The organism is Brachyspira sp. SAP_772 (genome assembly GCF_009755885.1).
In the GTDB taxonomy this organism is placed as follows: Bacteria; Spirochaetota; Brachyspiria; order Brachyspirales; family Brachyspiraceae; genus Brachyspira.
The window spans coordinates 92408-113465 of sequence record NZ_VYIX01000001.1; the positions used below are offsets into that span (position 1 = coordinate 92408).

Here is a 21058-nt window from a genome sequence, read left to right on the forward strand (position 1 = left end):
TTCCTCTTTATATTAATCTAAATTAAAATTTTAATTTAAATCAAAATTTAAATTGTGAAACTTCAACAACAATATTTTGAGCTTTATCCAAAGCATTGCTGCTATTTATAGCCCCTTGTTCAGCTATAGCCGAAGTTTCTTGAGTTATATTATTAAGCTCCGCAACAGCAGAGTTTATTTGTGATATACTTTCTTCTTCATTGATAATAGCATTAGATATACCAACAAGCAGATTTGACACCTCATTAACTGACTTTTCTATTTGATTTAATATATATGATGAAGCTTTTACCGAAGTGCTTCCAAGTTCAATTTTTCTTACAGTATCATTAATTATGTCAGATATATCTTTAGCAGCATTAGCTACATTATTTGCTAAACTTCTAACCTCATTAGCAACAACAGCAAAGCCCTTACCTTGTTCTCCTGCACGTGCAGCCTCTACAGATGCATTCAAAGCTAATATATTTGTTTGTAAAGCTATAGATTCTATTATTTTAATTATGTCAGAAACCTTTTTACTAGATTCCGCTATATCTTCCATATTACGTGAAGTATCTTCTACAGCATCAACACCTCTTTTTGTAGATTCAAATACTTCTTCACTCATTCTCTTAGCATTACTAGCATTGCTAGCTGTCTCTTTTAATGCATCTGATACAGATTGTATGGAACTTGCTAACTCTTCCAATGCACTTGCCTGCGAATTTGCTCTGTCAGATAAATTAACACTTCCGTCTGTTATGAAATTAACTGAATTATTAATTTCATTTATAGAGTTGGTTAGATTATATATTACTTTACCTAAAGTTTTTTGCATTTTATTCAATGCCCTTACTAATTCACCAGCTTGGTCTCTTTTACTGAGTTCTTTTTCATTAAATTCTATATTAAAATTACAATCAGACATAGTTTCTATTATTTTTACAGTACTGTTTAATGTTGTAGATAGAGGCTTAGCTATTACAATTACAAGTATAGCCTCTATTCCGATAAGAATAATAAATACTACTGCAATCAATATGTAAAGCTTGTAAAACATAGCATTCAATTCTTTTTTAGATATATCAGATATAAATATCCAATTAGTATCTTTTATTTTTGATGATATATGTGTGAGTTTGTTATCTATAAATGTGAAATTATTATTATTTAATATGTTGTTTTTATTTCCTGTAAAGTTTGGATTTGAAAATATATTATTTTTTAATATATCATTTTTATTAGGGCTGAATAAAAATAGTCCTGCATCATTGATTATATATATATTGTATCCATGTTTTTTATTTTCGGCTATTGTAGATTGTATAAACTTGTCAAAATCTATATCAAACCATAAAACTCCATATACTCTATTATTTTTATATACAGCCTTAGCAAAAGATGCTATTGTTTTATTATTTTTCACATATGGAGTAGCGGTTATAATTTTATTATTTGCCATAACATCTTTAAACCATTGATCTGATGTAGGATTATAATTTCCTAATGATTCATTATTGGCATTTATGAAAAAACCGCCTTCATTATATGGTATAATATCAGAATAAAATATATTAACTAAATAACTGTTGTTTTTTAATACATTTTGAAATACTTCTAATGCTTTATCATTATTATCCTCTTTTTCTAAATATGCACAAAGCAGATTAATTTCAACTATTAAGTTTTCTACATTATTTTCTAATATCTTTTTTAATTGATCTGTATTATATTCACTATTTGTCTGGTATGTATTTCTATATTGCGGTGCATAAACGAAATATATAGCAACACATATGAGTATAATACAAGTTATGTATGGTATTAAAAATTTTAATATTAAACTATTTCCTTTGAAAGCATTATTTATAATTTGCGATAACTTCTTTAACACATTAACCTCTAAAATCTTAAAAACATCCTTTTTATTATATTAATTAAATTGATTTTATGCAAGTATTTTATTTATTTGTATATTTACTATATATAAATAGAGAAAGCCTCATATATAAGACTTCCTCTATTTTTTATTTGTATATAGTAGGTATTTTTTATCTATTTTAGTTATTTAGTTAAAAAATCTTTAACCACGTTTGATGCAGCATTACATACCACATTATCTATTGCAGTACCTATTACAAGTATATTTACCCCAGTATTTTTGAAAGCTTTATAATTGTTTATGTTAATTCCGCCTTCAGCTAATGTTGGTACTTTAACAGCAGAAACTAAAGCTTTTAGTCTTTCTTCTATTTCAGGGTGTATCTCTCCTGCTTTTACCCCTTCATAACTCATTCCAGTCATTAATCCAATAAAATCTACTCCAATTTTTTCCATTTCTTTAGCTACATTTTTTACATCATCAGGAGTTTTAGCAGGTATTCCAAATGTATGCAAATCACTAGGATGTCCAATATATGCATCTACCAATAAACCATATTTATGAGCTTTTTCTACAAGTTCTTTTAAATCTTCAATAGATGATTTATGTGTATGTAAACCATCAGCCCCTGCTAAAGATATTTGATGAAAATCATTATCCTCTAATATTATAGGCATAACTTCTGTAAATCCTCCAGGTACGCCAACAGTAATATATATATCATCTCCAACCACATTTCTAACCCCAGATACAACTTCAAGCATCTTTTCCAAAGGAAGTTCATGTCTTACTTTTTCTGCATTATGCATATTACTTATTCCTTTATATCCTCTAGCTAATACAACAGCAGGGTGATTTGGTTCTAATAGTTTAGCACCAGCATCTACAACGGCCTTAGCAATTCTTGCATCATCTCCAGTAATTCCTGTACTTAATATTGTATATCCATTTCCTTCTTTGATGGCATCAAGTACTTTTTTTCTAGATATTTCCATTTTTTTTATCATATCATTTCTTATCATTTTTATATTTACTCCTTAAATTATTTATCTTTTGCTTTTGATATTTTATTTGCTATAACAGTCAATAAGAAAGCAACTAAAAAACTAGTAAGCATTGCAATTAAAAATCCTATAGGTGTGGTGGAAAGTCCAGGAGCTATTATAGCTGGAACATAAGCAGTACCTCTCACATTAAATAATCCTACTACAGCTCCTCCAATAGCAGAAGATACTATTGCACTAGCAAATACCAATTTATTTGAGAACATAAATGGATAAGAAGTTTCTACAAATGTACCAAAACATACATTGATTAAAAAACCAGGTACAGCTATTGATTTATCATCTTTTCTTCTAGGAGCTATAATGTTTGCAAAAGTAATTCCTGCAGAACACATAACAAGTCCAACCATATCTATAGAACCTAAAAAGCTATTTCCAGTAGCCTCCATTTCTAATAGAACTATAGGCAGTATTGCAGCATGATATACCCCTCCAATAATAGCAGGCCATATTAATAATCCCCCAACTACACCAGCTAATATAGGTGAGAATGATATAACAGTTTCTAATAATTTTTTTATACCCTCTCCTATAAATAAAGCTACAGGTGCTAATAAGAAATAAACTAAAAGGCCTGCTATAATTCCAGATAAACCTCCTGCAATTATATTAGCAGTAGTAGCAGGAACTCTTAAATCAAAACATTTAGTAATGATAAAATAACTAAATAGCCCAGCTAAAATACCGCCAATAATCCCCCCAATAATGCCTCCCTCAACAGACAATACTCCGGATATTACTCCCGCAACTATTCCAACTTCATCTAATCCAGATACTTGCTTAGCTGCTATTACAGCAACCATAACAGGAAGCGCCTTTATTAAAATATTAAAAACATCTGTTAACTTTTCTAAACCTGGTATTTTACTTACAGCAAGTATTAATGCCATAGATATAAATCCCGGTAAAGCCCCCATCATTATTCCTCTAAAGTTTATCCTCTTAAATACATTTTCTTTTGATGCTCCAGAAGAACTTCCGCTAGAACCTATTACAGGTCTATATTTTATATTGAAATATTTACTTAAACTTGTAATGGCTGATATTGCTCTAGTTCTATTTGTAGTACCAGTTGTACCAGATACTGCTATAACATTTGCACCATTAGATTGCAAATCTGCCATAGATGCCCCTCCCGTACCAACTATAGGTATTTTCTTGCTTATTGCTGCATCAATACTTTTTTTGTTAATATTCGAAGGATCACAGCTCATTAATATTAGTCCGTCTATATTACCACTCTCTATAATATTGGCTAATTCTAAATCATACCCCTTTGCATCTTCATTTATCTCTGCTAAAGTTTTTTCTTCTCCTTTTATAATCTCACCATTCTCAAGCCTAAATATAGATGCCTTTGCTGTTGGTTTTATATTATCCATAGGAGCATCTGCACCTATAAATAAAATATTAGATACTGCAATTTCTGTAGAGTCTGTCTGTAGTTTAATCTCTGATAAAAGTTTTATAGGGTCTTTACCGCCTAAATTGTATAAATTTCCCCCGCTGCTTCCTATGATTGCTATATTTTTCATATATTATATCCTTTGATGTGAGAGTAATATATACGTATATATGCTATATAGTATAGTTAAAAATACTTACTTGTCAAATTTAATTAAGTAAAAATACGTATTTTTAATCTCTCTGTAATACGGTTGTGAAAATATATTCGCTTCCTATGTAATTGGCTATAACGGTATATAAAGGAATATTATCTATTGTAAATATTGTAGCATTCATCATCAAAATGGCATCACCATCTTTAATAGAAAGGATTTTTGCCATATCTGATGGAGCATTGATTGCTTCAAAAGTATATTTACCATAGCTAATTTTTATGTTGTATTGATTTTCATATAGATTGAATAATGAAGTGTTTGGGGATACGAATTTATCTATATCGGGGCAGAGTTTTTCATTTATGTATGTTTTTTCATAACATACTATTTTATTTTCAGCTAATCTTAATCTCTCTATAAAAAATACTGATTCGTTTTTTTTTAATTCCATTTTATTTACAATATCATCATCTGGAATAATTTTTTCTGCTCTATACACTATGCTTCTAGGAGTTTTATTTTCTCTTTTAGAAATTTCACTAAAGCTTTCAATAGAAGCTAGTTTATAATCCAACTTTTTTTCTTTAACATATGTAGCTATACCGCTTTTTGAATATAAAATACCTTCATATTTAAGTTTAGACAAAGCCTTTCTTAATGTATCTCTGCTTACATTATATGATTTTAATAAATCTTCTTCTTTAGGTATTCTGTCTCCTCTTTTCCACACTCCATTATTTATTTTCTTTAAAATATCATCATATACTTTTTTATATAGAAAATTATTGCTCATAATAAAACTCTATTGTTGAATTTTCAAAAATTATTAATAATATCTAAGAGATATACTTCCTCTTTTTATTGTAATAGTTACTGTAGAATTGCTTAATTTTAATTCTATATCATTATTTCTTTTTTTATCTTCTCCTATAGTCCAAGCCCTATATTGCGGTTCAAATAATCCTACCTTTGTAGATCCAAATCGATTTTTCTTTCCTAAGAATACTTGAACATCATAATATTTTATTACTATGCCGTCATTTCCCTTTATAGTTTCTTCTGTAATTTTTAAAGGTGCTACTAATGAAGAGTTTTTTATTTCATTTTCTGTCATATTTTCTATATTATCAGCATTTAATACATAATATTTTTTTCCGTTTATATATATAGATTGTACTTCAGAATCCGAGCCATATTTTACAATTTCATCTTCTGATGTTTCTTCCTTAATATCATTATTTTCTTTTGTTTCAGATTTGTTATTATCACTGATTTCTGTTTTATTATCTTTTATATTGTTACTATCTTTTGCTGTTTCTAGTGTCCTGCATCCAACGGTACATAAAATAATAATAATAGTTATAATCTTTTTGAGCATCTACTTTAACCTCCGAATTATTATATATATAAATCAAAAATAACAACTATTGTAAAAAGCAATATATATATTTTCGGTAAATTTATAAAATGTATTATAAATATTTAAATTTTACAATTTTTTAAAAATGTATTACAATATCAAATATAGAGAGAGGTTATTAATTTATGAATAGATATGATAATATGATTTTTAATAGATGCGGAAGAAGCGGTTTAAAATTGCCTATAATATCTCTTGGATTATGGCATAATTTTGGTGAGAATTGTGATTATAATAACATGAAAGATATTATAAATACTGCTTTTGATAATGGTATAACACATTTTGATTTGGCTAATAATTATGGTCCTCCGTATGGTGCTGCTGAAATTAATATGGGTAAAATTTTGAACGATGGTTTTAATAAATATAGAGATGAAATTATCATAAGTACTAAAGCAGGCTATGATATGTGGGATGGGCCTTATGGAGATTGGGGCAGTAAAAAATATATAATAGCGAGCATTAATCAAAGCTTAAAAAGATTAAATCTTGAGTATGTGGATATATTTTATCATCATAGAATGGACAATGAAACTCCTCTTGAAGAGACTATGGAGGCATTAACTAGAATAGTAAAAGATGGTAAAGCTTTATATGTTGGGCTTTCCAATTATGATGGAGCTGCTATGGAGAGAGCTGCTAAAATATTAACCTATGCTAATGTGCCTTTTATAATTAATCAAAATAGATATTCTATATTCGATAGAACTATAGAAAATAATGGGCTTAAACTAAAGGCAAAGAAATTATCAAAAGGAATAATAGCTTATAGTCCTCTTGCTCAGGGCTTACTTACAGATAAATATATTGATGGCATACCAAGTGATAGTAGAATAGCTGCAGATGGAAGATACTTAAAAAAAGATGCTATCACAAGAGATAGATTAAGACAGATAAAAGAACTTAATGATTTAGCTAAGGAGAGGGGAGAGACTTTAGCACAAATGGCTTTGAGATGGGTGTTAAAAGATGAAGAGATTACAAGCGTTTTAATAGGAGCTTCTAAACCTAGCCAAATAATAGAAAATCTTCAAATAATTAATAAAAACAATTTAACAGATTTTGAACTTAAAAAAATTGATGATATAACTTTATAAGTAGGGTAGAGAGTATACAATTCAATAAATTAAGAAAATTATATTATAAAAGCCTATGATAGATTTAAATAAAAATATCATAGGCTTTATTATCGTTTTATAATAGTTTTAGTTTAAGTTAAACATAGTCTTTGGTATATAATCATCTATAATAACATTATTTTTCAAGTTTCTCCTGCTTTGTATAGCCATTATATTATATTTTGAAGCACCAATATTTTGATTGTCTATATTAACAGTTCTTTTTTCAGCCATATCCAAATCTATATTAGATGTTCTTAATTGGTCAAAATATTCACTAGCAACAACAAAGTTCTTGAAAGCCATCTGTTCATTTTCTATTTGGTTGCTTACAACAGAGTTATAAGCATAGGATACACCTATATTATTATGTAGGCTAGCTAAATAACTAATAAACATAAAGTCTTTTTCTGTACGCATTTCAAATTTGTCTCTTCTGCTTTCCAATGCCTTATTTAAAGCATTTCTATAAAAACCATTAGCCAAATTAGCCCTATCCAAATGAAGAAGAGAATTACCTAAAGCATATGATACAATGCTGTTATCGGGGTCTTTGTAGAATAAATCATTAAATCCCTGAAAAGCCAAATCGTATTCTTCATCTAAATAATATAACCAAGATAAATTATAAAGCAATTGATCGCTTCTCAAATCTGGAGCTAAATTATCATAAGCTATCTTATAATGTTCTTTTGCCTTTTTATAATCATTATCCTGATAAAAATACAAATTAGCTAAATTAAAATTAGCATCTGGGTATAAACTATTTTTTTCTAATGCTAATTTGAAATTATTAATAGCACTTCCGTATTCTTTTAAGTTATAATATATTTGTCCAAGCATATTATACACATATTCTTCTCCGCCATTATAAGGATTAGAAGTATATAAAGGTAGTGCTGAGTTTATTAATATCTCTTTAGCTCTATCATAATGTTTTAATCTAGCTTCATAATCTGCATATCCAACAATAGATTCTAAATTGTTTGTATATTTTGCTAATAATTTTTCAAACAATGTTCTAGCACCATAAAAATCATCTTTGTCCAATAAATATTTTGCTAATTTAGGATAAACTTCATCATCTATATATCCGCTTTTTAATCTATTTATATGATTTTGCAAATCTTTAACATCTTGATAATTGTCTTGATATATTCTTATTAGCATTACTCTCTTTCTTGGTATAACATCATCTCCAAATCTGTTTATCATTTCCCTATAATTCTCATAAGCATTGTCATAATAATTAGGCTCTACTAAATTTTTTGCTCTGCTTATCATAAGAACGCCAAGGTCATCATATATTCTCTTTAAATCTTTTTCTTTATCAGTATAAGTCATCAAATTATTATACAACTCTTCACCGCTGTTATAATCTTCTTTTGATAATTCTTTTTCTCCCTTAGTTCTATAATAATATCCAAATAAAAGTCTAGTATCAATATTTCTAGGTTTTATATCCACAGATGCTTCTAACTTTTTTAGGGCATAATCAAAAGCAAATCTATCTGTATATTCTTTTGCATATCTATTATACCATTTTATTTTTCTAGGAGTTAGTCTATCACCCTTAGCAAAATTTCTCTCTGCCTCATCAAATTGACTATTGTATATATTTTCTAATCCCATTTTGAAATATCTATTAGCTAAAACAGGTTTATATATAAATTGATATGAAAATAATACTACTCCTACAAATAATACTAAGAATATCGCAGCAACTCTTATTATTTTAGCATATTCTTTTAATGAGCTAGGAATAGGTATAATATCTAATAATCCGCCTCTAGAATCTGAAATACTTAAGCCTAATTCATTATTAATAAAATCTGTTATATATTCATTAGACTCACCTTTCTCTAAAGCTTTTAATAATTTTTGCATAGATGCTCTAGAGAGTTTTTCATTTAATATAGCATCTAAAACATGGTGTCTAGTAATAGGAGATAATCTTTTTATATTGTCTATAACTTCATCATCATTGATATCTTTGTCAACATCATCATATTTGGATTCTCCTAAACTGTCAGCAGAATCTGGAGAAGGAAGTGTATTTTCTTCTTCAATTACTCTTACATTGCCTGCAACATTTCCAACCATTAAATTATCATCAGCATTTTCTAAACTATTATCTGTGCTATTTTCTGATTCATCTTGAGTTTTAATATCATCATCTAATATGCTATCTAAATCATCTAAGTTGTCGGTGTCATCTTCTTTAGCATCTTCTTTTTTGTCATCAGTATCATCATCTAATATGCTATCTAAATCGTCTAAATTGTCGATGTCATCTTCTTTAGCTTCTTCTTTTTTGTTATCAGTATCATCATCTAATATGCTATCTAAATCGTCTAAATTATTAGTGTCATCTTCTTTAGCTTCTTCTTTTTTGTCATTAGTATCATCATCTAATATGCTATCTAAATCGTCTAAATTATTAGTATCATCTTCTTTAGCTTCTTCTTTTTTGTCATCAGTATCGTCATCTAATATACTTTCTAAGTCGTCTAAATTATCAGTGTCATCTTCTTTAGCTTCTTCTTTTTTGTTATCAGTATCATCATCTAATATGCTTTCTAAGTCGTCTAAATTGTCGGTGTCATCTTCTTTAGCTTCTTCACTTTTGTCATCAGTATCATCATCCAATATACTTTCTAAATCGTCTAAGTTGTCAATGTCATCTTCTTTAGTTTCTTCTTTTTTATCATCAGTATCATCATCTAATATGCTTTCTAAGTCGTCTAAATTATCAGTATCCTCTTCTTTAGAATCTTTCTCAAGAGTATTGTCATCATCTAATATGCTTTCTAAGTCATCTAAATCATCCAGATTACTGTCATTATTAATAATTTCTTCTTCTAATGTATCATCTAAATCATTTACTAAATCGTCTGGTAAATTATCTGCTAAATTATCAATATCATCTGTTATTGTTTCTTCTATACCATCATTAGCATTACTATAATCATCTAAAGTTTCAGGCAAAGGTAAATCATCTAATACAGGAAGGTCTGGAATATTATTGTTTAATTTATTATCAGCAGAATTATTAATTTCAGAATTAATTTTATTTTCTAATTCTTTATCTCTAGGCAAATCTAAATTATTTAAATCTACGTCTATATTTTCATCATTGTCTGCATTATTAGCTGTTTCTAAATCATCAGGTAATCCCAAATCATCAGGCAAACCTAAATCATCATCAATGCTATCAGGCAAATCTAAGTCGTCCAACTCTATTTTTTCATCATTGTCTGCATTATTAGCTGTTTCTAAATCATCAGGTAATCCCAAATCATCAGGCAAACCTAAATCATCATCAATGCTATCAGGCAAATCTAAGTCATCCAACTCTATCTTTTCATCATTATCTGCATTATTAGCCGTTTCTAAATCGTCAGGCAATCCCAAATCATCTGCTAAGCCTAAATCATCATTAACACTTTCAGGTAAATCCAAATTATCTAACTCAATCTTTTCATCATTATCTGCATTATTAGTTGTTTCTAAATCATCAGGCAATCCCAAGTCATCAGATAACCCCAAATCATCATTAATTTTATCAGGCAAATCTAAGTTATCTAAATTATCTAAATCATCTATAGACGGTACATCATCATTATTTTGTGTAGAATTCGCCATATATTCATCTGTAAATACTGACTTAAAATTGTTATAGTCTTGTTGTGATAATTCTTTTGGGAGTTCTTTGTTTCCTATTATAAAAGCTAAACTTCCTAATCTTTCTAAATCTTCGATTTTTGGCATATTCAATATCTATAAACTGTATTCACATATTGATTATAGTAAAATATAAAAAATATGTCAACTTCATTATCGGTTAATAAATAAAATACAATAGAATATTTTATTTATTAATTTTATTAACTATTTCAATTTGTTTTTTACATTTGTCTATTTCAATATTATTTCTTCTTTTCTCTTCAATATTAATAGTCATCTGTTTGCTTAATTTTTCTATCTTTTCGTTCAATACTGAAACATCAATATCTTTTGGATATATAGCTTTTTCTGCTAAAACACCAATAACATTTTGAGTTACTTCGGTAATACCGCCTTCCACATATAGATTTATTAACTTATCCTCTTCATCATATATTCTAAGCTCTCCATAAGATATGCTTACTATATACGGGCAATGATCTGTATATATAGAAACATATCCATTTACAGAAGGCAATTCTATATGATCTATTTTTATGGACCTTAAAATAGGACCCTCTTTAGTTATTACTGAACATACTAATGTTTTTTTATTATTTTTTGTAGCCATATTTCTAAACTCTAAATTATTTTTTTATATTTTAAAACAATAATAAAAAATATCAATGATAATATAAATAAAATAAAAAATATAAAAGATACTATAAGTAGAAATTTTATAACGATTTTTAATGAATTAATCTCTTTGCTAAAATAATCCATATACCCACTCATTTTAGCATCAACTCTTTCGAGCATAAGTTTCTCAGTTTCATCTAACTTTTTATACATATTTTTGGCTTTATTTTCTAGGCTGTTTCCTTTTATAATATCACCAACCATATTTGCAGAAGATAAAACAGTAAGTACTATATTAATCCAGTTCATCATATTTTTTATTATCCTTTTTATTTTCCTTTAGCCATTATATTGTATAAGTAATCATCAGGTTTAACTATATCACCATTCTTATTTATAAAAGGATGAAGTGTATATCCTGTTGTATGAAGTATATCAGGGTTACTCTTGTTTCTAATTTCATATTTTAATTTTAATGAAACATTTTTTAATTTATCTACAGATGTATGAACCACAATTAAATCATCATATTTTATTGATATTTTATAATCTATAAAAACTTCTTTTACAGGTAAATATATACCATAAGCTTCCATTTCTTTATATGAAATTCCTAATTCTCTTAAAAGCTCAGTTCTTCCTATTTCAAAAAATTTAAGATAATTAGCATGATAAACTATTCCCATTTGATCAGTATCAGCATATATTATTCTTATTTCAGTTTTATTAACATGCGGCATATTTTTTCTATTCTCCTTAAAAAATAGTACTTATAGAGTAATATAAAATTATTATAACATAATTATAAAAAATTATAATAGTTATTTATTTGAAATAGAAGAAATATTTTACTATAATAGTATTGTATAAATATTTAAATATGTTATAGTTAATTTAGTTGTATATAAGGAGCAATGAATGGATAAAGTAAAGGCTGTATTAATAGAGAATGACTCTAATATTATAGGAAAATATGAAAATGGGCTTTCGGCATCTTTTGATATAACTACTTTTAAAGATACTCATTCATCTATGTCATATATTATCAAAAATAATATAGATATTTATTTTTATATGATAAGATATAATGAAAAAGATGAAAATAGTATTAGCTTTTTTGCTGATAAAATAAAAGATATTAATCCTCAGATAAAATTAGTAATTATAGAAGCTGAAGATGATTTTGATAATAATAAATATCCTTATGCTATAATTTTTAATAAGAAATCTGAGATGAGTTATATTAATAATATGCTTTTACAGTATGTTAATAATAATGAGAGTTCACAAAGAAGACAATATTCTAGAGTAAATTGGCCTTTAAATGTTATAATAGCTTATAAAGATAAAATGCGCGGCACTATGGAAAGAAATATATTATCTATTAGCGGTAATGGTGCTTATATTCGCTCTGATATTAATATTCCAAATAAAGGTGAGATGTTAGGGCTTACTATTTCTTTTAAGGATTTTAAATTATTTACTGAGGCTAAAGTTGTTTTCATCAATAATGGCTCAGAAAGACCTAATTTCCCTAAAGGTTTTGCCGTGCAATTTATTGATATTGGAGTAGCTTCTCAAAAGATTATTGACCAGATTATTAGAGATAAATTATTACAAGAAATATTGATAGAATATGAAGATGAAAACTTCTCATCATAATTAAAAATTAAAGTGCTTATAAAAGAAGAGAAACAAATTTTAAGAAAATCATTAAAACTTATACGAAGTAAGTTAGATAGTAATTTTATAGAGAGTAGGGCTAGTATAATTACTAATAAATTATTTAATATAGTAGATATAAATAAATTTAGAGAAGTTTGTTTATATATAGATTTTGCTAATGAAGTTCCTACAAAAAATATCATAGAGAAACTCTTAAATAAAAATATTAAAGTATCAGCTCCATATATAATAGATGATCATAATATGACATTGAAATATATAGAAGATTATAATAAAGATATTAATTTTAATACGAAGTTTGGTAATGGTGAGCCATTTGCACATTGTAAAGATTGTAATGTAGAAAATGTAGCAATGTTTATAATACCAGCTTTAGGATTTGATGAACATTGTAATAGAATAGGATTTGGAAGAGGTTATTATGATAATATTCTAAAAGAAAATAAAAATGCTCTGAGAATAGGGCTTTCATACGATTATCAAATACTTCCTGTTTTACCTAAAGATGATAATGATGAAATATTAGACATTATAATAAGCGAAAATAAAGTAATAACAGCTATATTTTAATTTTCTATATTTTCTTCTGTATCGTCATCATCGCCAACTATTAATTTTTCTAAGTCAAGAACAACCAATAATTTATCTTCTAATTTAGCTACACCTTTAATATATTTTTGACCTATTCCAGACAACATAGGAGGAGGCGGCTGTATGTTAGAAGTAGCAATAGATACTACTTTAGAAATAGCATCTATAATAATACCCATATCTACATCATCTATTTTTACTATAATAATACCAGTATTTTTGTCGCCCTCATTTTCTTCTAAGTTAAATCTCTTTTTAAGATCAACTATTGGAATAATATTTCCTCTAAGGTTAATAACACCTTCAACATAATCTGGGGCATTAGGTATTAATGTTATTTTTTCCATTTTAATAATTTCTTTAGCCTGCATAATGTCTATAGCATATTCATTATTACCTAATCTAAAAGTAACTAGGTTAATACTATTTTCTACATCAACCTTATTCTCATTATTTTCAATAGGTTGTTGTTCTATTTCAGCCATATATAATGCCTCCATATATTTTTGCAGTTATTAGATTATCGGAAATATATTTGCAAAATTAATAAATATTGTTTTTATCATTAGTGTTATATTTTATTACGTTTTTATTAAAAAGTCAATAAAATGTATTTTGATGTTTTTGAGGTATATATTATTAAAAAATATATGTATTTATAAATATACCATAGAGATAAAATTTTATCCCTATGGTGGAGTAAGTATGAATTTAGTTTGTTTAAAAAATTAGGTTTTAATATAATAGTAGTTAAAATCCTCCTATAAAATAAACTATTAAATTATTTCTAAACACATGCAAAATTACTGCTGTAATACTTTATTAGTTTTATTTAATTTAACGCTTAATCTACATAAATAATAAGTAATAAATATAAATAGCCCCATTATTGCAATATGATCCATAAAGAAAAATATAGCAGTCTCTTCATAGTCTGGAAGTCTTGTAAATAAAAACATTACGTTGTGTAAATCTCTTTTTATAAATGATACTATTCCATATATAGCTATTAATAAGGCAATTGTTATGCATATTTGTTTCTTTATATTTATTAATTTTTTACTTATATTTATAAATATACCCCAATGCATTCCTAAATGTGCAGACATGAATATAAATCCCCAATAACTACAAGTTACATGCACTTTTTTATTAAGCACTTTGATGCTGCTAAGATTAAAAAACTCTACTATATCTCTATTAAATAATATTCCGCTTATAATTAATCCAAGCATACATATAAAAAGCATGAAATTTATAAATGTATTAAATGATCTCGTTAAATTATATTTTCCTTTAAAGAGGTTTTTACACCAATTTAAATTAAGTATATGGTGAAGTATAAAAAAGGCAAAAATCACAAATCCCAAATATTCATGCATAGTACGGCCTGTGAAACTATATGCTAGTAAAACAAAAAAAAGAACAGTCATTATTATATCTACAAGTATTTTAATTATGTTTTTCATCTATCATTTACCTCCCATTACAAAATTAGTTAATTTATAAGTTATAAAATAATGTTTTATAGAGATAATATAGCATGCTATTTACTTTATTAGACGAATTAGATGATTAAAAGTTTCTTATAATTTCTTTTTTTAATGATTTTTGTATAAAAAATTATGATGACTATATTAATTTATGATAAATAGTTTTTTATTAATTTATAATATTTTATTTGGCATAGTAAAAAATAGATTTAAGATTTTATTTTAATGCCCGCCCTTTTATATTTTCTGCTTAATTTAAAATTATTATTTAAATTTATTTTACTGCTATATTAGAAATTATAGCACCCGCCCAAGTGTTAATTAAATTTGCACATCAATTAACGCACGGTAAATAAAATTTTGTTTTTTAATGAAATTTGAATTCTAATCTATTATTATTTATTAGCTTCACACTGCGTGCGTTTAAAAAATTACAAAAAATAATCTATGTAAATTAAAATTAATTCTAATTTACATAGATTCTGGAGTAAAGTATGAATAAAAAAACTAAGTAATTATTAAAGTTTATTTGCTAGGTTTAAAAAAGTTTAGTCTCAAAGCATTAGTAACAACAGAAACAGAACTTAAACTCATAGCAAGAGCAGCAAATATAGGATTCAAAAGTAAATCTTTACCCATAATAGCAGTTAAAAATCCTCCTATAGAAGAAGCTATTAAAGGCTCTCTAAATACATGCAAAACTCCTGCTGCAATTGGTATACCTATTACATTGTAGCAAAAAGCCCAAAATAGGTTCTGTTTTATGTCTCTCATAGTAGCCTTGCTTAATTCTATAGCTGTTACAACATCATTAGTGTTTGATTTTACTAATACTATATCAGCACTCTCAATTGCAACATCAGTGCCGCTTCCAATAGCAATTCCAACATTTGCCTGAGTTAAAGCAGGAGCATCATTTATACCATCGCCTACCATAGCAACAGTAAAACCTTGTTCTTGAAGTTTTTTCACTTCATTAGATTTCTCTTCTGGAAGCACTTCTGCAAATACAATATCAATACCAGCTTCTTTTGCAACTGAGTTAGCTGTGTTTTTGTTGTCGCCTGTAATCATTGCAGTTTTTATTCCAAGTTTATGAAGTCTGTTTATTGCCTCGATGCTTTCTTTTTTTAGTTTATCAGCACAAGCAATTATTCCTAAAAGTTTATTATCATAGGCAACATACATAGGAGTCTTACCTTCTTTTGAAAGCTTATCCATATGAGAATTATAATTTTCTGTATTGATATTTTCTTTGTTCATGAGTTTGTCATTACCCATTAAAACTTTTTTATTATCAATAAATACTTCTATACCGAAACCAGCTATTGCTTTGAAATTTTCTATATTAAGTAGTTTTATATTTTTTTCTTTAGCCTCTCTCACTATTGCCTCACCCAATGGATGTTCGCTTCCATTTTCAGCACTCGCCGCTATTAAAAGAAGTTTATCTTTATCATCAGAAATAATATCTGTAACATAAGGTTTTCCCTCTGTAAGAGTACCTGTTTTGTCAAACATTACAGCATTTATTTTCCCAGAAACTTCTAAAGCTTCAGCATTTTTAAAAAGTATTCCAAGCTCAGCACCTTTTCCTGTACCAACCATTATTGCAGTAGGAGTAGCAAGCCCCAAAGCACAAGGACATGCTATAACAAGCACAGATACAAATACAGTTAAAGAAAATACAAAATTGTGAAGAGCTATAAACCAAACTATTCCAGATATTAAAGCTATAGTTATTACAGCAGGTACAAAATATGATGACACAACATCAGCAATATGTGCTATTGGAGCTTTTGAACCCTGTGCATCTTCTACAAGTTTTATGATTTGAGCCAATGCAGTATCAGCCCCAACCTTTTGAGCTCTAAATTTGAAACTTCCTGTTTTATTTATAGAAGCACCAACTACTTTGTCTCCCACACTCTTTTCAACAGGTATACTCTCCCCTGTAAGCATTGATTCATCAACACTGCTATAACCCTCAATTATTTCACCATCAACAGGAATCTTCTCTCCCGGGCGAACTAATACTATATCATCAACTTTTACATCTGCAATTTTTATTTCTTTTTCTTCGCCATCTTTTATTATGGTAGCAGTTTTTGGCTGAAGCCCCATAAGTTTTTTAATAGCCTCTCCTGTCTTTCCTTTGCTTCTAGCTTCTAAATATTTACCAAACTGTACCAATGTGATTATAACAGCAGCTGACTCATAGTAAAAATTGTCTCCATGAGGATTAAGTCCAATAAATGCTAATACAGTAGAATAAATACTATAAGTAAATGCCGCAGTTGTTCCTATTGCTACAAGTGAATCCATATTAGGGCTTCCTCTAAAAAGTGCTGGGAAACCTAAAGTGTAAAACTTATAGCCTGATATCATAACAGGTACGCATAAAAATATTGCCACTATAGAGAAAACTTGAGGATTAAGATGATGCACCAAAAAGCTAGGTATTGGAAATTTTACTAAGCTTACCATAGGTGCCATTGATATATAAAAAAGAGGTATAGAAAATATTGCTGACACTATAAGTCTTATTTTCTGCTCTTTTATCTCTCTTGCTTTTACTAAAGCAGGGTCTTCCTCTTTCCCTAAAACTTGATACCCAGCCTTTACTACAACATTAACTATATCATCATATTTAAGCTTTTTTTCATCATAGTTAAATACAGCTTTTTCTGTAGCTATATTAACATTAGCTTCTTCAATGCCTTCTGTTTTTTTTAGAGCTCTCTCCACGGCTCTTGAACATGCAGCACAGTGCATGCCTCCTATTTTTAAAGTCATTTTCATATATATAAACCCCTGTATATAACGTATTCTTATTTTACTATTTTTTATAAAATGTTACAATAGTCTAACAATGCTATTATTATAATATATTTTTAATAAAATTCAAGTAGGGGATAGGGGTATTTTAAAATAAATCTACTACAATAAATTTGCAGCAGATTTTTAAAAAATAAGTTTTATTATTTTGAGCTAGTTAATTTATCAGCATCAAAATGATATGAGTATTGGCTATCTCTTATACTTAATCTAAGAGTTGCAGTACCATCATTATTAAGTGTTAATTCTAATTTATATGTGACATCATTATAATATTCGGTAGATTGATATACATTGCTTGATGGCATCTGTACATTATTAAAAAAGAAAGTTGCTCCTGAAGATACAACTATGGAATTATCATCGTATATTTCAACATATATATTTTCATCTGTAGGTTTAGTTACAACAGCATCATCTAATGTTTTTACATAATATTTGGCAACACCGCTGTACATATATAAATAATTTTCTAGTGGAGGAAGGGTAGGTTTTTCTGTTGTATTATTTCTATTATTGTCTGTAGTATTATTATCAGAGCTGCCATTATTAGAAGAACCACTACCATCATTTGTTGGGGTTTCTACATTGCCTAATTCTGTTTTATCTTTTATATCTTTACCATTATTTGGATTAGTGTTGTTGTTTGAGCATGATATTATAAAAGCGATTACAATTAATATTAAATATATTTTGTTTTTCATTTTTTATCCTTGATTTAATTCTATTCACTCAAAATATATAGCATATTTTTAAAAAATCAATTTTTGTATGCTATTTGTTAAATATAATAAATATTTTTAAAAAGAATTTATTTTTTATTTAAACGCACGGTAAGTTTATTTTTATAAATTAATGAAATTATGAGTTTAATATAGCGAAGTTTTTATATTTTCTCACCGTGCGGTATAGTAATTTTTAAATAATTATTGCATATATTTTTGATTTTATCACCGCATGCAGTGTATATTAAAATATAAAATCAAACAATAATTGCAATTTTTATTACATAATAAAAGATTATTGACCGTGCGTTTTGAAAGTTATTTATATATAACAAAAGGGCATGTTCAATATTTATAAACATACCCTTTTTATTTTTATAATTTATTTTAATTATTCTTCTTCTTCTCTAAGCTTGAAATATTCAATAGATTTTGTTAAATCTCTAGATTCTTCTAATAGAGATTGTGAAGCTGCAGTAGCCTCTTCTACCAAAGCAGCATTTTTTTGTACAGAGCTATCCATTTCCATAATAGCTAAGTTTATTTGTTCAACCCCTCTTTTTTGCTCTTGAGAAACATTATTTATTTTTTCCATAATGTCTGCTGCTTTATCCATTTTCTCTTCTAATTCTATAAATATGCTTTGAGATTCTTTTACACTTTCAGTAGCCAAAGTAACTTTATCATTACTATCATTAATAAGATTAGTAATATTTTTTACAGATTCCTGAGCATTTTGTGCTAAGTTTCTAACCTCAGAAGCAACAACAGCAAATCCTCTTCCTTGCTCGCCTGCACGTGCTGCCTCAACAGAAGCATTCAAAGCAAGTATGTTTGTTTGGAAAGCTATATTTTCTATAAGCTTAGTAATATCCATAATCTTACCGCTAGCTTCATTAACATCATTCATCTTTATAACACTTTCTTTAACTATGTTTCCAACTCTATTTATATATTCTTTAGCTTCCATAACCATTTGAGAGCTTTTTAATACACCCTCAGCAGATTCATTTATGTTGCTTGCTATTTCATTCATAGAAGAAGCTGTCTCTTCTAAACTTGAAGCCTGCATTTCTGTTCTGCTTGCAAGGTCATTATTACCGCTTAAAACTTCATTTGCCGCAGTAGATACATGGTCAGCAGAGTTTTTAACAGTATGAACTATTTTGTTAAGATTAGTTATAGTACTTTGTATACCCTTAGCTATAATACCCCATTCATCAGTTGATTTTAAAAAGTTCTCAGGCGGGCTCCAAGATATATCTCCATTTGATAATCTAGTCATATCCTGTGCTAATAGATAAATAACATTACTTACCCTTCTTTTTATTATAAGCGGTGTAATAATAAATGCTATAAGCATAATAATTAATGAAATAATAATAATTCTGTTTCTTATATTATTACTTTCTCTAAAGATAACATCATTTGGAACTAGCAATTTTAATCCCCAATATTGTCCAGTTGTAAGTTCTAATGGTACAAATGTATATGTAACATTTTTCTTTAATTTTTCACTATAAGCAGAGAAGTTTGTTGTTGTTCCTTTATTAATTCCATCTAATACATTATATTGCTGATAATAATTGTAAGCTGAATATAACTGTTTAGATACGTTATTTGTATCTTGTGCATCATATAATATATTTCCAGCACTATCAAATAAAGAAGCTTCTGCACCTTCAAAAGGCTGTATACTTGCCATCAAAGGATTAATTGAAGAAACTAATATATCTACAGTAATAACACCAATATTGTTGCCATTATTTCTAATAGGTAGACACCAAGTAAAAATTAACTCTTTTTTAGTACCAACTAATAAATATTCATATATAGATGTAATATAAGGTCTTCCAGTTGCTAATGGTTGAGTGATGTAGTCTTCAGTTAATTCCTGAGCTGTAAAACCTCTAGATTCTTTTTGATTTCCGCTTCTAGCAATATAATAGCTAAATTGACCATTTGCAGCAGAATATTTTGGGTCATTGGCATAATCTATATCATTACCCATATAGTTTGGTAAGAAAGTAATAGACATTCCGCATACATTTGGATTCATTTTATCTAAGAAATTACTTATCATATTTTCGTATGTTACTCTTGTTCTAGTACCATCATTATATAAAGTTTCAACATCATATTGCAGCCCTGTAGCGTATAATAATTCCTCTCTCAAGAAAAATTGTAATATGGTGGCTTCACCTGTAGAACTTTGTTCAAGTACTTTATATGATAAATCTTCAGTAATAGTACTAACAGATTTTACATTAATAGCTCCAGAAACGATAATCATAAGCAAAAATGGAATTAATATAACTGCGCTAATTTTTGCCTGTAAATTTAATTTTTTAAACATACTTCTCTCCAATATATTTTATAAAAAATACAT

The 21058-nt window shown here is 27.6% G+C and carries 17 protein-coding genes; 3 read left to right on the plus strand and 14 right to left on the minus strand.

The features are described 5' to 3' along the window. Positions 1-40 precede the first annotated feature (40 nt). The 5 genes from GQX97_RS00375 to GQX97_RS00395 all read right to left on the minus strand — a co-directional run bounded on the left by GQX97_RS00375 (position 41) and on the right by GQX97_RS00395 (position 5868). Positions 41-1876, minus strand: a complete 1836-nt coding sequence (locus GQX97_RS00375) for a methyl-accepting chemotaxis protein (RefSeq protein WP_157149991.1) — start codon at positions 1874-1876, stop codon at positions 41-43. Between the two features lie 170 nt (positions 1877-2046). Then, positions 2047-2886, minus strand: coding sequence for a histidine biosynthesis protein (locus GQX97_RS00380; RefSeq protein WP_157149992.1), 840 nt, complete (start codon positions 2884-2886; stop codon positions 2047-2049). Between the two features lie 20 nt (positions 2887-2906). Next, the gene (locus GQX97_RS00385) at positions 2907-4463 is read right to left on the minus strand and encodes a PTS sugar transporter (RefSeq protein WP_157149993.1); all 1557 of its coding nucleotides are present in this window, start codon (positions 4461-4463) and stop codon (positions 2907-2909) included. 103 nt (positions 4464-4566) lie between these two features. Next, positions 4567-5283, minus strand: coding sequence for a GntR family transcriptional regulator (locus tag GQX97_RS00390; protein ID WP_157149994.1), 717 nt, complete (start codon positions 5281-5283; stop codon positions 4567-4569). A 33-nt stretch (positions 5284-5316) separates the two neighbouring features. Further along, complete coding sequence (locus GQX97_RS00395) at positions 5317-5868, minus strand: hypothetical protein (RefSeq protein WP_157149995.1); 552 nt, start codon at positions 5866-5868, stop codon at positions 5317-5319. 167 nt (positions 5869-6035) lie between these two features. Here GQX97_RS00395 and GQX97_RS00400 point away from each other — a divergent pair, with 167 nt between their 5' ends. After that, on the plus strand, positions 6036-7010 hold the full coding sequence (locus GQX97_RS00400; RefSeq protein WP_157149996.1) for an aldo/keto reductase: 975 nt from the start codon (positions 6036-6038) through the stop codon (positions 7008-7010). 108 nt (positions 7011-7118) lie between these two features. Here the strand turns inward: GQX97_RS00400 and flcA are convergent, their stop codons facing one another. The 4 genes from flcA to GQX97_RS00420 all read right to left on the minus strand — a co-directional run bounded on the left by flcA (position 7119) and on the right by GQX97_RS00420 (position 12076). Further along, on the minus strand, positions 7119-10802 hold the full coding sequence (flcA, locus tag GQX97_RS00405) for a periplasmic flagellar collar protein FlcA (protein ID WP_157149997.1): 3684 nt from the start codon (positions 10800-10802) through the stop codon (positions 7119-7121). 100 nt (positions 10803-10902) lie between these two features. Then, positions 10903-11328, minus strand: a complete 426-nt coding sequence (locus tag GQX97_RS00410) for a F0F1 ATP synthase subunit epsilon (protein WP_157149998.1) — start codon at positions 11326-11328, stop codon at positions 10903-10905. Between the two features lie 11 nt (positions 11329-11339). Next, the gene (locus tag GQX97_RS00415; RefSeq protein WP_157149999.1) at positions 11340-11648 is read right to left on the minus strand and encodes a hypothetical protein; all 309 of its coding nucleotides are present in this window, start codon (positions 11646-11648) and stop codon (positions 11340-11342) included. Between the two features lie 17 nt (positions 11649-11665). After that, positions 11666-12076: a thioesterase family protein gene (locus tag GQX97_RS00420; RefSeq protein WP_157150000.1), complete on the minus strand. Its 411-nt coding sequence runs from the start codon at positions 12074-12076 to the stop codon at positions 11666-11668. A 178-nt stretch (positions 12077-12254) separates the two neighbouring features. Here GQX97_RS00420 and GQX97_RS00425 point away from each other — a divergent pair, with 178 nt between their 5' ends. Continuing rightward, on the plus strand, positions 12255-12998 hold the full coding sequence (locus GQX97_RS00425) for a PilZ domain-containing protein (protein ID WP_157150001.1): 744 nt from the start codon (positions 12255-12257) through the stop codon (positions 12996-12998). 12 nt (positions 12999-13010) lie between these two features. Then, entirely contained in the window at positions 13011-13592 is a 582-nt protein-coding gene (locus GQX97_RS00430) for a 5-formyltetrahydrofolate cyclo-ligase (protein ID WP_157150002.1), read from the plus strand. Here GQX97_RS00430 and GQX97_RS00435 read toward each other — a convergent pair. From GQX97_RS00435 to GQX97_RS00455, 5 genes are all read right to left on the minus strand, one after another. After that, a complete protein-coding gene (locus tag GQX97_RS00435; RefSeq protein WP_157150003.1) occupies positions 13589-14098 on the minus strand; it encodes a chemotaxis protein CheW in 510 nt (169 codons plus the stop codon). The two genes, GQX97_RS00430 and GQX97_RS00435, sit on opposite strands and share 4 nt — an antisense overlap. A 318-nt stretch (positions 14099-14416) precedes the next feature. Continuing rightward, complete coding sequence (locus GQX97_RS00440; RefSeq protein ID WP_157150004.1) at positions 14417-15082, minus strand: DUF4405 domain-containing protein; 666 nt, start codon at positions 15080-15082, stop codon at positions 14417-14419. A gap of 549 nt (positions 15083-15631) precedes the next feature. Continuing rightward, positions 15632-17908 carry a heavy metal translocating P-type ATPase gene (locus tag GQX97_RS00445; RefSeq protein WP_157150005.1) on the minus strand — a complete coding sequence of 759 codons (2277 nt, stop codon included), beginning with the start codon at positions 17906-17908 and terminating at the stop codon, positions 15632-15634. 179 nt (positions 17909-18087) lie between these two features. After that, entirely contained in the window at positions 18088-18648 is a 561-nt protein-coding gene (locus GQX97_RS00450; protein WP_157150006.1) for a hypothetical protein, read from the minus strand. A 412-nt stretch (positions 18649-19060) separates the two neighbouring features. Beyond that, positions 19061-21025: a methyl-accepting chemotaxis protein gene (locus tag GQX97_RS00455; RefSeq protein WP_157150007.1), complete on the minus strand. Its 1965-nt coding sequence runs from the start codon at positions 21023-21025 to the stop codon at positions 19061-19063. Positions 21026-21058 lie beyond the last annotated feature (33 nt).

Bases quoted from the DNA above. Each gene is read 5' to 3' on its own strand.
- GQX97_RS00440 (WP_157150004.1), bottom strand. From the start codon at position 15,082: ATGAAAAACATAATTAAAATACTTGTAGATATAATAATGACTGTTCTT.
- GQX97_RS00380 (WP_157149992.1), bottom strand. From the start codon at position 2,886: ATGATAAGAAATGATATGATAAAAAAAATGGAAATATCTAGAAAAAAA.
- GQX97_RS00420 (WP_157150000.1), bottom strand. From the start codon at position 12,076: ATGCCGCATGTTAATAAAACTGAAATAAGAATAATATATGCTGATACT.
- GQX97_RS00395 (WP_157149995.1), bottom strand. From the start codon at position 5,868: ATGCTCAAAAAGATTATAACTATTATTATTATTTTATGTACCGTTGGA.
- GQX97_RS00435 (WP_157150003.1), bottom strand. From the start codon at position 14,098: ATGGCTGAAATAGAACAACAACCTATTGAAAATAATGAGAATAAGGTT.
- GQX97_RS00390 (WP_157149994.1), bottom strand. From the start codon at position 5,283: ATGAGCAATAATTTTCTATATAAAAAAGTATATGATGATATTTTAAAG.
- GQX97_RS00425 (WP_157150001.1), top strand. From the start codon at position 12,255: ATGGATAAAGTAAAGGCTGTATTAATAGAGAATGACTCTAATATTATA.
- GQX97_RS00385 (WP_157149993.1), bottom strand. From the start codon at position 4,463: ATGAAAAATATAGCAATCATAGGAAGCAGCGGGGGAAATTTATACAAT.
- GQX97_RS00455 (WP_157150007.1), bottom strand. From the start codon at position 21,025: ATGTTTAAAAAATTAAATTTACAGGCAAAAATTAGCGCAGTTATATTA.
- GQX97_RS00415 (WP_157149999.1), bottom strand. From the start codon at position 11,648: ATGATGAACTGGATTAATATAGTACTTACTGTTTTATCTTCTGCAAAT.
- GQX97_RS00400 (WP_157149996.1), top strand. From the start codon at position 6,036: ATGAATAGATATGATAATATGATTTTTAATAGATGCGGAAGAAGCGGT.
- GQX97_RS00445 (WP_157150005.1), bottom strand. From the start codon at position 17,908: ATGAAAATGACTTTAAAAATAGGAGGCATGCACTGTGCTGCATGTTCA.
- flcA (WP_157149997.1), bottom strand. From the start codon at position 10,802: ATGCCAAAAATCGAAGATTTAGAAAGATTAGGAAGTTTAGCTTTTATA.
- GQX97_RS00450 (WP_157150006.1), bottom strand. From the start codon at position 18,648: ATGAAAAACAAAATATATTTAATATTAATTGTAATCGCTTTTATAATA.
- GQX97_RS00410 (WP_157149998.1), bottom strand. From the start codon at position 11,328: ATGGCTACAAAAAATAATAAAAAAACATTAGTATGTTCAGTAATAACT.